This window comes from Leptospira fluminis, from assembly GCF_004771275.1.
GTDB lineage: Bacteria > Spirochaetota > Leptospiria > Leptospirales > Leptospiraceae > Leptospira_B > Leptospira_B fluminis.
On the sequence record NZ_RQEV01000009.1, the window covers coordinates 1 to 12,208 of the forward strand.

Sequence of the window (12,208 nt, forward strand, 5' to 3'; positions counted from 1 at the left end):
GTATCCACATTAATTACGTCACCACACACGTCAAACTATTTTTGTATATTTTATCCAAACATCTAAAACAATTTTCTTTTCTCTTTTTGTGTAGATCCGCTCTCTATGGGAAGAAAGAGCAGGATTTTCTTCTTTTGGCGGTTTATTATGTCGCATTTGGGCTTGAGAGAAGGGCTCTCTTGCTTTAAAGATTCGAGCGGAAAGCGAATCTTATTTCGTGTTTCTTTTTTTTGGATGTATCCGCAATCGTGTTTTCGGTTTTTCTGAAAATTATTTTACAAAAATTGAATATACTATTTCCGATTTCCCGAGGAGTGGATGCGAAAAAGAAAAGACGAAGCGAGAAAGGGTCTATTTTTCCCGAAGACGGGGCTCCGTAATTTAATGCGTAAATCTAGTGACAAACGGGTAATGTATCTATACCTTTATTTTCTTGGAATCGTTTGATTTTTCGGAGGAAAGACTTGGATCTAGCGCACCGATACATAGAAGGATACCTCGCGGAAAACGTGCTTCAATCCGAGACGATCCGTAGAATGAGGCATGTGATCAAGGAATTCAGTCTAAGGGCTCCCAAAGTCTTGGTAACCAAATGCATAGACGGTCGGGTTCATGGTAGTAAGCTAAAAGGATATCCTGTCACAACGATCCGCTTCGGTAGAACGGACGGAAACATAGTATCCACCAACATGAACAATTTCTGGTTCTGGAATCGCATCGATAGAGTGGTCAACGACGCCGTCTGCAACACTCCGGGAATGCCGGCTCTTTTTATCGCTTATATGCACCATTCCGATATTCCGGGACTGGGTTGCGCGGCCCATCATGGAGACGAGGACGCCGCATTAGGCGCGATCAGCGAACAAACAAAAGCGGTCCGAAAGGTATTTTCCAAAGATAAACTCTACGTAATCGAGGGAAAAACGAATACGGACGTGATGTCCGAATCTCTCATTTTCGAAGACGGCAATAGGATCGATACACGTGAGCTCGTTTCGGAATTCGGGTTGAAGATCCCTTCGGAAGTATTTCATTCTTTTTTTCTAAAATACCCCGTAAAAGATCCGGCGATCTCCCGCAATGTGAACTTTCGAACTCCGGCGGAACTTTTTTCCGGTAATGTCGCATCCTTTTTCGACGAATATTCCACTTCCCTTTCCATGAAGTCCTTCCTGATTCGGGAGATATCCGCGATCGTTTCTTCCGAGGAGTTTCATTCCCAAAAATTGATACAGCCGGAAATATTAAATGCACTCCTTCATAAATTTTCTAAAGTAAAGGACCTTCCCCGTACCTTACTCGCCCCCCTACTCTACCAGGCTCTTTGGAATTTGTCCTATTCTTGCTACCAAAAGAATAAGATATCCGCGTTAGAGGAAGCGGATAGGTGGAAATACCTCGATCATGCCGAGGAAATCATTTGTTACGGAGAAGGATTCGAACTTTTGCAAAGGAACAAAGCCGTACTGGTAAAAACAGGCCGAGGAGAGGATACGAACGCGATCGTCGTGGCCAAAAACGTTTTGGAAAAAAACAGAAAGAAAGATCCGAAGCCGTATCCCGTGATCGTGCATCTGAACGTGGAGAATTCCGGGCAACTCCGGATTTGGGAGGATTTCAACGAAAACATCGCATCTAGAATGAATACGATGCTCCGAAACGTACAGGAGGTATTCACGAACGAAGAAATCGTCATTCTAACCACCTATTCCTATAGGGACCAAAAGAGGTTCTATCCGGTCCGGACAAACGAATCGGACCATAGAATTTCTTATCCGGTAAGTATCATCGAAGGGTTGAATAGCGAGGATCGCTTTTCTTCCACCGGTTTGAGAACTAGGGAAGCGTTATACTCGGCCGGAAAGATCGATATCTCGGCTAAACTCTCGGAGAGTACATAAAAAAGCTTTCCGACCCGAGGCGAAAAGCTTTCGAACGGTGAAATTTTGAGAACGAAAGAAAGTTTTACGAATTCGTTCGGCTCAATGTTTCTTTCTTCCTTCCACGAATTTGGAAAGTTCTTCTCGAAAAGAATACTTTCTACTACCCATCAGATATCGGAAGGCGCTGATCATCACGTCCGGTCTTGGAGGATCTCCCCCGATAAATAGATCCGGCTCTTTGGGTAATTTTCCCAATTCGAATAGTCCTCCGGAAACTGCCTCCGTCCCGCAAGCGATGAGGGCCTTTGTTTCGGGCATCGTATCCCAAGCGATTTGCAAAGGAACTTCCATATTCGAACCGACAGGACCCGCATAGACCAAAGCATCCGCATGCTTGGGAGAAGCAACAACCCGTACCATACTAGCCTCACTATCGAACACCGCATTGAAGCTCGCGTTGATTTCCGCTTCGGTGGAGTTATTTCCACTAGCTGCGACTTCCCTATATTGGAATCCGGTGTTCCGGGTGATTTTGCGGAAAGCGTTTACGTTTTCCGAAACGTTTTCGGAATATTCCGTCGGAATTCCGTCCACATAGGAGACAACAAGAGCCTTTCTATCTACGGAATACGCATGGATAAAACCGGAGTTTTCGATCTTATCGTCTCCGCAGGCTTCGGCACAAAGACCGCATTGAAGACAGGCTCCGTAATCGAATACGATCTCCTTAGCGGATACGATCTCTATCCCTTTGGTCGGACAGACTTTTTCGCAGGCTTTACATTCTAGACAGGACGTCCCTTTTTTGAAATTCGGGACGGGAATTCCTCTCGCGTTAGGATTCGTGGGCTGGACCTTTTTAAAGTCCATATTCTTAGCCGGCCTGAAAATATTGAGTACTTCGTAAAAGAATTTCATAGATCCACACCTACGTAGCTGAGATTGAAAGATTTATTGTTCAAAGGGAAGTCTCCGATGTTCTCACCTCGGACGGCCAGTTCGAGTGCATGCCAATTCATTACGGATGGATCCCTAACATAGGCTTCCAGTATGGAGCCTGCGGAGTCCAGTTGGACCGCGATCAAAACCGGTCCTCTCCATCCTTCCGCAGATCCGAAATAAACTCCCGGTTTCGGCTTGGAAGCTTTCGCTTTCGCAAAAGCCTCGGCTGCTTTAGGGAATTCGATCAGCATAGGAATAGCGGAAGCCAACCATTCTCCGCTGTGTTTCAGTTCTTGGTATCTGAGATAAAATCTGGACCAAGCATCTCCTCTCATTTGACCGGAATGATGCATATCGATGTTCAGAGGTTCGGGAGTCATTTTATAGGAAGGATCGTGTTTTCTCAAATCGCGGGACAAGCCGGTACATTTTTCCACCATGCCCACAAAACCTAAATTTTTGACCTGCTTTTGCAGTACGGTCCCGCAGACTTGTAGTCTTTCCCGATTCGTCGATTTTTCCGCGGATCTTTCGAAATGCGAAGCCACATCTTTGGTTACGCTCGAAATTCTTCCCGCCAAATCGGATAAAAACTCTGCGCTGATTTGTTTTTTCAGCCGGACTTTTCCCGGAGATAAAGCGCCTCTTCCGAAGCGGTTTCCGGTCAATGCTTCCATGACGCCTAACGGAATACCCCTTTGCATGGAGCAAACCCCTTGTAAAGGATAGTATCCTACGTCTCCCGCGATGGCTCCCATGTCTCCTATATGGATCGCGATTCTTTCGATCTCGAGGAGAACGGCACGGGCAAAATCGATCTCTTGAGGGACCGAGATCGCATGAGCGCCTTCGAAGGCTTTGCTGAACGCGATGCCATAAGCGATCGTCGAATCTCCCGAAATCGCCTCTCCATACGGTGCGATGGAATCCTTATCCAGGCCCTTCATCAATTCGGTTAGGCCTCTTTTTTGGAATCCCAAACGAATATCCAAATTTTGGATTTCTTCCCCTTTTACGATAAATCGGAAGTGTCCGGGTTCTATCACTCCGGCGTGGATCGGACCGACCGCGTGGCTGTAAAAGGAATTCGGAACCGGTACGTTGATTCCTCTGTACACCAAGTCCTTGATTCCCGACTTGGTTACGAATCTTTCCAGCAAATGCTTTCTGTCTTGGGAAAGATATTTTTCGAAGTCGATGGAAGAATAATCTTCGGGTCCTTGGTTGTTACCGAGGCTATGTCGAAGGATCCAGATCGGGTTCGTATGATCTTCGATCAGGGATTTTTCGCTGGCCTTGGATAGAGTTTCCTGCTCGATTCCGTCGTTCGTAAGCCAATAACGATGCGTATGTTTGGTTTCTTTGTTATGAAAAATTCCGGTAACAGTTCTCATAAAATCCCCTGGACTAATAGGAAGAAGCCCCAACACCCGGTTCCGAGCAGAAGGAGAAGGAGGAAGAATCCGTTGGTCATCCGGATTCGTAAGATCGTCGAATTTTCTTTTTGGAAAGTCCGACCTTTCAAATTCAATAAAGGGGCGATTTTATACAGCATCACCCCGAAAAATACCAATCCGAGGATCGGAACCAGAATCACTAATCCTTTGCCTCCGATTTGACCCGCCTTAATGAGCACGATGTCGTTTACGAATACGGGAGATCCCGGCATGACGAAAGCGAGAAACAGCGAAAGAATAAACAGGGACAAAGCTGGTTTATTGATCGCGTCGGATTGGAGTATCTTACCCAATTCTCTCTTGCCGGCGTCCATGCGGACGATTCCCATGCTGATGAACAGAAGGGACTTCACGACCAGATTGGAAGCCATTACGAAATAGAATATGTTGTCGCTCAAATCCATCCAAAGGATCACCGCTAAGGCACCCGTATGAAAGAGAGCCACTTTCGCAGATATCCTGCGGATATCATCCCGATCGTACACCGCGAAGATGCTAATCAGTATAGTGATAATTCCAAGCACTAATAGGCCGTCCGCTCCGCTGAACGTATGCGGGAAAAGTTGATGGTCCAGATGAACAAAGGGCCTCAATGCGAAACAAACCGAAACCGGAATGAAGGCGGAAAGCAAAGAGGAAACCTGAGTAGGACTCTCCCCATACGTGTCCTCGATCCAGACGTGATTCGGAAACAGACCCAACTTGGCCGAATAACCGAAGATAGCCAGCCAGAGTCCGACTTCCACCCAGATGATCTCGGGATGTTCCGAGATGTTTGCCACCAACACTTCCACAGGTTGGTTGATGACATGGAAGGCCGCGAGAATTAGAATGATCCCTAAAAACGCGATACCGAGGCCGAAAGAGTTGATCAAAAGGAATTTCCAAGCGATCGGATAGGACTTAGGCGTCCTACTGGAGGAAATCAGAAGAGAACCGACGAAAGTGGTACCTTCGATCAGGACCCACTGTAGGGTCGCATCTTTTTCGTTCCAGGCGACGAAGTTCAATCCGGCGCAGAGAACAAGGAGCACCGACCAAAAAGGTAAGTTCGTTTGATTCCGGGTAGGAGCAAGAACGTAGGTCAAAAAGACCAGTACAAAAACGGCGAACCCGATTCCGTATAGAATTTCCAAACTCATGCCGAAGTTTCCTCCTTTCCTTTTTCACTATTGATCCGTAAAGCGGCGCCGGCGCCGATGATTAGGACCGCGTCGATGAAGGAACCGAATTCGCTTCCCAGAGGAACTCCCGATTTAAGGAGCAACGTAAGAAGGAAGATCCCGTTTTCGAAGATACTGAAGCAGGCGACGATTCCGAACCAATTTCTCCGAACCACGAAACCGACGAGCCCGACATAGATGAGTAGAAGCACGAAGTGAAATCCGTACGGATGGTCGTTTCCGAAGAAGGAGTGGATCACCCCTATAAACGTATAACTGACGACCGCGCCGATAAAAAGAAGTATCAACGTCGGAAAGTAACCTACTTTCGGATAAGTGGATTCGGCGGAATTCGTTCTTCTCGCCGTCCAATACAGAATGGCAGGAGTGAGCAGCCCTTTAAAGATAACCACCATCAACGCCAGAAAAACGGAATGAAACGTATCTCCTTTTTCCTCCTGATAAAGTGGGATCAATAGGAGAAATCCCTGGATACCGATCAATATGACTAACCGTTTCAGACGGTTTTCTAAAAGAGCGACTACTCCCGTTAAGAGAATGATAAGGTAGCTGAAATCTGTTGCCATTATTTTATCCTAGCTTGAGTAAAATGCCCAAGATCAGCATGAAGATAAAGTTCAACCCGAGCAATTCGGGGATCCAAACCCACTTTCTTCTTGTGCTGTTCGCTTCCCAATAACCGATCAATGCGGACAAGAAAAGCGCTCCCCCGGTTACGGAAAGCTCCCTCGCGATCGGATTCGTGATCAGATTCAGGAAGATTTCCACGTGTTCCAGGCCCAACTTAGTGATTAACAGAACCAAGGAAGCCGTTTTTAACTGATGAGCCAGCTCGAAAAAGGCCCTTGTTCTTCCCGAAGCTTCTAAAAGCATCGCTTCGTGAACCATGGTCAGTTCCAAGTGGGTTCTCGGATCGTCGAACGGCGGTTTTGCGAGATCCGAGAGGACGATTAATAAGGCCCCCATCAAAAACAGAAAGCCGAAGGCCAGATTCGGAACGCTCGCTTGGAATACCAGATTCGATTCGAAGACGACCAGGACCAAAATCAGAATCGGTTCCGCCAGAACGTACAAAAGCGTTTCTCTCGCGGCTCCCATTCCTCCGAAAGAGGTTCCGTTTTCTACCGCATAGGCGACGGTCGCGAATCGGATCATCCCGATCAAAAACGGGACCAGAAGGAGAGACGCCCATTCGAACGAAACCAAAGACCAGAGAGTCACTCCGAACGTGAATACGAAGATCGCCGAACTTTCCGTAAAGAATCCGGAAAAAGGTCCGTCGATCGGATATTTCCGAATCATCCGAATCGTATCGTAAAAGATCTGTAAAACGGGTGCTCCCCTTCTGCCCTGTCCGTAGGAGCGGATTTTTTGGATGATACCTCCGCATAAAAACGGAAGAGTAATGAAGGAAATGACGCGGATCAGTGCATCCACTGGGAAAGAATTTGCTTCCATATACCTCCTTCGGCCAATCGGATCGCGATGATGACGGTCAGTATGGCCAATACGGTTAACGATGAATAAGTCAGATTGATCGAAATGGATTCGTCGTCGGCGCCGACAATTTTCGCCTTTGCCGCGCTGATCGATTTGATCAGAATGCGCGTAAAACTCTGGTCGAATAGGGAAGTTCCGTTCTTATCCACGAAGTATCTCCCCAAGGGGGATAGCAACGGATCCGAGATCGCAGAAGGACCGATGGCGACTTCGGCTCCGCCGAATTGGCCGCCGCAATCCCAAAGTTTTCTCTGCCTGATTCTATGCCGAAGTCCCAAAACTCCGACCGATAAAAGTAGGACAAATCCTACAAGATTCAATATTCCGAGTCCGTGGAACCACTCCGTTTCCAGCCAGTCGACTTTAACGGGAGCATAATGATTTACGAACACGAAAAAGATCGCGGGAGCCAGGAAAATGAAGGCTCCTACAAAACCGAGGGAGATGGAAACGGGAAGATTTCTTCCATGGTCTTCGAAGATTTTTCGGGGTCTGGAAAGTGTGAGACCCAAGAATAGTCTTAAGTGGGATGCCGCGCCTAGTGCCAATCCTGTGCAGACTAGAATCAATAGAGGTAGAACCAACAGAGGACTTGTACCCGGCACGGCGACTACCGCCGAAAGCAATTTGATGAACGTCGCTTCGGAAAGAAATCCGGTGGTTCCGGGGATCGCAAGGAAACTGAGAGTTCCCAAGCTCGCCAAAAATGTGGGGATCCCGCTACTTCTTCCCACTCCCGTACTCTCGTCTACAGCCGAAGAACCGGATAGTTTGGAGAGATAGCCGAAGTAAAGGAATTGAAAAGTTTTGCTGATACTGTGATGGACGAGAGAAATCAAAAAGAGAACCGTAAAGGCTTTGCTCAGAAGCCTGAGTCCTTCCACTTCGCTGGATTGCCAATAACCCGCAAGCAATAGGCTCAACCAGAGAAGGTTCATGTTTTCCACCGTGCTGTATGCGATGGATTTTTTGATCTCCTTGCTGAAAAGTGCGGTCATTCCGGCCCAGAGAACTCCGATCCCGGCGATCGGAATCAGAACGGTGGCATAGAACGTTCCCGATAAAAGAGGCAACGCGAATTTCGAGAAAAGCACTAAAGGCAGATTGACCAATAGGCCCGAATAAGCCGCCGATGCGTGTGCAGGAGCTCCCGCGTGCGCTTCCGGTAGCCAAAAATGCACCCCGAAAAAGGCGGATTTAATCAAAAGGCCGATGATTAGGAAAAACAAACCGATGGCAGGGTCGGAGGCAAAAATCCAAAAAGTGAAGCAAAAAGCCCCCACCCCGCCTGCCGAAACCAGAGCAACGAAACTGCGAACCGAAGAGTCCGTCCATTTTCCTCCCAAATACAGGAGGAAGGCGGTAATCGTGGAAAGTTCCCAAAACAGGATAAGCCAAAGGCTTTTTCCTACAAGATAGCACAATCCTGTGCTCAAAAAAAAGAGAGAATATCCCAGTAATACCAGGGGTTTTCTCTCTTTTTCGTATCCTGCAACGTAAAGGGAAATGAATGCTCCCAGGAATGCCTGGAGGGATAAACCGATAAAAATCGAGCTATCCGCTCCGAGGAAGTCCACTCCTAATACCCTTCCGATTAGGAAGGGGATTAGTAAGGAAGCCGCGACTGCAAGGTAAGCAAGTATCGTCATAATACTCCCGTTCGATTTTAGAATAACGCGTTAAACTGCACGTAGAACATTTTTGCCTGGGAGGCCGCTCCCGCAGGACCGTAGACCGAAGGCGTAGTCATGTGATTCAGGACCGCAGTAGGCGTTAGGGTCACAGAGCCATCATTTCCAACCGTGTAGGTATACAAAGCGTTCTTTTGGTTTTTAACCGCGCTTCCTGCCGTCAAGAATCCCGCTCCAAGCCAAACGGACGTATATTCGCTGATCACGTAATTCCATGCGAGGTCGAATTCGTTATAGATGTTCTTTCCTAATTTGCCCAGGGTGTAAACCGTTTGGCCGGAAGAATTCGTCACGCCGTTGTTTGCCTCCGTAGAAGCTCCGGTATTCGCCGTACCGTTGATCGCGTACCAAGCGTCCTGCACCTGTGCCTTATCGTTAGAATAGTACGATACGAAAAAGGTTCCATACTGTTCCGATTTGTAGGACATATGAACGGATTTGCTGATCAGGTTTTTAACGCCGATGTTTTCGGACAAACCGGCGACGTTGTTGAAATACGGGATGATACCGAAACGAGGGTTTGCAATCGTTTGGAACGTGGAATTAGTCGCGTCGGTTCGATTATGGTCTCCCGAAGCGTACTGGTACTGGATCCCGAGACGTAATCTTTCGAAGAACGTATACCCGCTCTGTAAAACGAAAAACTCTCCGGCGTATTTCTGATTTTTGGTACCCGCTACGCTTCCGTTATAAGTGACGCCGTTGACGGTGAGAGGTAATGTTACGTCTTGTCCAGCGACAAGATTGTCAACTCTAGCTCCCGTGGCTCCCGACTGCCAAGCCGCTTCCAAGGTCCAGTCCCATCCGGCCCAGTGGGTAGCGGACTGATAATTGCCAACCGTCCTGTTGGAAATGCGGAAACCCGAAGTGATTAGGTTGTTTTGCTGTTTGTTCCAGGCGTTCGGCGTCAAATCGGCTCCGGCTGCGGAAGGAGTGGTTAGGGTTCCTGCGGGGGAAATCGGAGTTTTGTGAGTCAAGACTCCGAAGGAATACAGGTCTACTAAAAACCAATCTTTTGCTTTCACCGTATTGTAAGTTCCCGCTAAGTATTGGTCCGGATTTCCCGTAGTAGTAACCGTTTTTCCGGTTGTGGGATCAGTGTACGTAATCGGTGAACTGGCGGAAAGCACATTATTCGGACCGCTAGCGTTGGAAACCAATTTGTATCCGAAGAAATGGATGTTAAACGAATCACGGTCGAACATGATTCTCGCACCGTCGAAAGAAAGACCGTTGATCGTCCAGTTGGCGCCGCCGATCAGCCTTTGGTCTCCGTAAACGGGGATTTGGCGACCGATCTGGATTTTCGCATCCAGAGGCAGTTTTTTAATCATAAACCAGGCCTCTCTAATGGAAGTCGCTCCGGCGGGATTGATCGATGCTTGTCCCGGAATCACGAAGTTTCCGGTAGAAGCAAAGGTATTGGCCCGGACGTCTCCGACGGATGCTGGGGTTTCTCCTCCCCAAACCCTGGCGTCCTGAATGTTTACTTTCATGGTAAAGTAAGGACTAGGATCTAAAATAAAAAATAGCTGTGTGGTCTGCATAATCCGGGAAACGTTCCCCTTATTCGCACGATCGAAGCCCAGGTTTTCCCTGTCCTCGTATCTCGGGCGAACGTATGCGCCGACCCGTATCCAATCGTTCAGCCATCCTTTCTTATTCGTTGAGAATTTTTTACTGATTTCGGGATCGATTAAGACGGCCCGATTGAATTCGCTAGTGAGTCCCTTTGTTTTTAAAGGAGATACGTAGTTCTCGTCGTCCGCGTTGGCGCCGGCAGGTGTTGCGGTTGTCGGTGTCGTTGTTGCCGGTTGAGGTTGCACTTGTATTTGTGGTTGCGCTACTTCTGTCGGCTTATCCTGTCCTAAAACTGCGATTGTCGGCAGACCGAACAGAATAAGGGCGGAGAGATGGATCAGAACCGATATAGGTGGTCGAACCGTCCGGTCCTTTTCACGATTTGGAATATTCATTTTCTTCCTCCGAGTTTCGTTTTGTTACCGGATCTCATCCGGATTTTTGATTCAATACGCCATGCATGATGGCGAAACTCGCGTTCATCTATTTCGCTTGTTGCGAGGAGTCCGGTTCCCGTTGGTCGGGAACCGGGTTTGTCGCTTGGTTTTTATTTACCTTTCTTTAAACTTTTGTTTTTGTATTTAAAGAAACACACTTTGTCCGGTTACGCGCCGAGGATCGTTTTTACTAAGTAATAGTATAACGGAATACCTGCGACAATGTTGATCGGGAACACGATCGAGAGAGCCACCGTCAGGTAAATGCTCGGATTCGCTTCCGGAATGGAGCCCTTCATTGCTGCAGGGACCGCGATATAAGAAGCGGAAGCACAAAGCACAGTAAACATGAAGGCGTCTCCGAGGGGCATTCCTATCACTTTCACCAGGATTAAGCCGAGGGAAACATTGATCACCATGATGATCAATGTTGCGATGATCAGGAAGGAACCTACATGAGCGAGTTCCTTAAAGCGTTTCGCCGCGGAAATTCCCATGTCCAAAAGGAACAAGGTCAAGATCCCTTGGAACAGGTTTTCGGAAAAGGGAGATTCCTTTTTCCAGCCGGATTCTCCGGTAAAGTATCCGACGAACAGAGCGCCTAATAGGAGATAGATGGAATAACCGAAGAAGGCTTCATGGAGAAGATGTTTCCAGGAAAAGCCGTTCTTTCCGGCGCCTTCCGCTTTGCTGCGTCCTATTCTATCCAATAAAACGGCAACGACGATCGCTGGGGATTCCATCAAAGCCATACCGGCTACGATAAATCCTCCGAATTCCTGTCCCACGTTATGTAGAAAGGCGCCTGCAGTTACGAACGTAACGGCGCTGATGGAACCGAAAGATCCTGCCAGAGCGGCCGCATTCGGACGATCCAATTTTATCTTCAGAATGTAGTAGGCGTAGATGGGAACGATAGTCGCCATAACCGCGCAACCCAGGAGTACGAAAAAGTGCTCTTGAGTAAACGGGGTTTTGAAGAGCTCGTGTCCACCTTTGAACCCGATGGAGAACAGCAAAAACATCGAGAAGAACTTTCCGATCTGATCCGGAATCACGAGATCAGATTTAAAAAGCACCGCTCCCATCCCCAGAAAGAAAAACAATACTGGGGGGTTTAGGATGTTCTCCACAACGGCATGAATATCCATAAAATCTCCTTGGATTCTCGGTCGTTGGAGCCGGAGTCACCCTCTTTGGAAGGTAAAAATCGAACTGGCACGGATCCGAGAAGGAATATAAGTATTACATAGCCTTCCAAACTTATAAATTTGGACACCAAAAAATATTTCAAATAGCAAAAAATGAGAGTATTTTCAGCGATTCGAGATGATTGCCCAAAGAATAGGCAGTTCTCTGAGAAACTGATAGGCTCTATGTCAGAATGACCTAAGGAATCCTGTTTTTTAGGAAAAAAGGAATCGAAAACTGGATGGGAAAGAGTAAGGGAGTTTTGAGGCTGGAAACGTCTTAGTTTCTAAACTTAGCTTGTTAAAATAATTCTTAGCGAATCCAAGTTTATAATTATGGAAG

Annotated in this window: 10 protein-coding genes; 2 read left to right on the forward strand and 8 right to left on the reverse strand. The window is 47.5% G+C overall.

From position 1 onward, the window contains the following. The coding region (locus EHO61_RS17290; protein WP_210415323.1) for a hypothetical protein at positions 1-188 on the forward strand (188 nt) is incomplete at its 5' end. A gap of 276 nt (positions 189-464) precedes the next feature. Further along, entirely contained in the window at positions 465-1,901 is a 1,437-nt protein-coding gene (locus tag EHO61_RS08110) for a hypothetical protein (protein WP_135813138.1), read from the forward strand. 81 nt (positions 1,902-1,982) lie between these two features. Here EHO61_RS08110 and EHO61_RS08115 read toward each other — a convergent pair whose 3' ends face one another. The 8 genes from EHO61_RS08115 to EHO61_RS08150 all read right to left on the reverse strand — a co-directional run bounded on the left by EHO61_RS08115 (position 1,983) and on the right by EHO61_RS08150 (position 11,826). Beyond that, on the reverse strand, positions 1,983-2,801 hold the full coding sequence (locus tag EHO61_RS08115; protein WP_135813139.1) for an NADH-quinone oxidoreductase subunit B family protein: 819 nt from the start codon (positions 2,799-2,801) through the stop codon (positions 1,983-1,985). Next, on the reverse strand, positions 2,798-4,219 hold the full coding sequence (locus EHO61_RS08120) for a hydrogenase large subunit (RefSeq protein ID WP_135813140.1): 1,422 nt from the start codon (positions 4,217-4,219) through the stop codon (positions 2,798-2,800). The genes EHO61_RS08115 and EHO61_RS08120 overlap by 4 nt, the downstream gene beginning before the upstream one ends. Continuing rightward, positions 4,216-5,424 carry a proton-conducting transporter transmembrane domain-containing protein gene (locus EHO61_RS08125; RefSeq protein WP_135813141.1) on the reverse strand — a complete coding sequence of 403 codons (1,209 nt, stop codon included), beginning with the start codon at positions 5,422-5,424 and terminating at the stop codon, positions 4,216-4,218. Before EHO61_RS08125 ends, EHO61_RS08120 begins: the two co-directional genes overlap by 4 nt. Then, complete coding sequence (locus EHO61_RS08130) at positions 5,421-6,032, reverse strand: formate hydrogenase (protein ID WP_135813142.1); 612 nt, start codon at positions 6,030-6,032, stop codon at positions 5,421-5,423. The genes EHO61_RS08125 and EHO61_RS08130 overlap by 4 nt, the downstream gene beginning before the upstream one ends. A gap of 4 nt (positions 6,033-6,036) precedes the next feature. Next, positions 6,037-6,924 carry an NADH-quinone oxidoreductase subunit H gene (locus EHO61_RS08135; RefSeq protein WP_135813143.1) on the reverse strand — a complete coding sequence of 296 codons (888 nt, stop codon included), beginning with the start codon at positions 6,922-6,924 and terminating at the stop codon, positions 6,037-6,039. Continuing rightward, on the reverse strand, positions 6,891-8,615 hold the full coding sequence (locus tag EHO61_RS08140) for a proton-conducting transporter transmembrane domain-containing protein (protein WP_135813144.1): 1,725 nt from the start codon (positions 8,613-8,615) through the stop codon (positions 6,891-6,893). Before EHO61_RS08140 ends, EHO61_RS08135 begins: the two co-directional genes overlap by 34 nt. 17 nt (positions 8,616-8,632) lie before the next feature. Beyond that, positions 8,633-10,633 (reverse strand): alginate export family protein, encoded by a 2,001-nt coding sequence (locus EHO61_RS08145; RefSeq protein WP_135813145.1) that lies wholly within the window; start codon positions 10,631-10,633, stop codon positions 8,633-8,635. A 209-nt stretch (positions 10,634-10,842) separates the two neighbouring features. Next, positions 10,843-11,826, reverse strand: a complete 984-nt coding sequence (locus tag EHO61_RS08150; protein ID WP_135813146.1) for a sodium-dependent bicarbonate transport family permease — start codon at positions 11,824-11,826, stop codon at positions 10,843-10,845. Positions 11,827-12,208 lie beyond the last annotated feature (382 nt).

Bases quoted from the DNA above. Each gene is read 5' to 3' on its own strand.
- EHO61_RS08130 (WP_135813142.1), bottom strand. From the start codon at position 6,032: ATGGCAACAGATTTCAGCTACCTTATCATTCTCTTAACGGGAGTAGTC.
- EHO61_RS08120 (WP_135813140.1), bottom strand. From the start codon at position 4,219: ATGAGAACTGTTACCGGAATTTTTCATAACAAAGAAACCAAACATACG.
- EHO61_RS08150 (WP_135813146.1), bottom strand. From the start codon at position 11,826: ATGGATATTCATGCCGTTGTGGAGAACATCCTAAACCCCCCAGTATTG.
- EHO61_RS08125 (WP_135813141.1), bottom strand. From the start codon at position 5,424: ATGAGTTTGGAAATTCTATACGGAATCGGGTTCGCCGTTTTTGTACTG.
- EHO61_RS08135 (WP_135813143.1), bottom strand. From the start codon at position 6,924: ATGGAAGCAAATTCTTTCCCAGTGGATGCACTGATCCGCGTCATTTCC.
- EHO61_RS08115 (WP_135813139.1), bottom strand. From the start codon at position 2,801: ATGAAATTCTTTTACGAAGTACTCAATATTTTCAGGCCGGCTAAGAAT.
- EHO61_RS08140 (WP_135813144.1), bottom strand. From the start codon at position 8,615: ATGACGATACTTGCTTACCTTGCAGTCGCGGCTTCCTTACTAATCCCC.
- EHO61_RS08145 (WP_135813145.1), bottom strand. From the start codon at position 10,633: ATGAATATTCCAAATCGTGAAAAGGACCGGACGGTTCGACCACCTATA.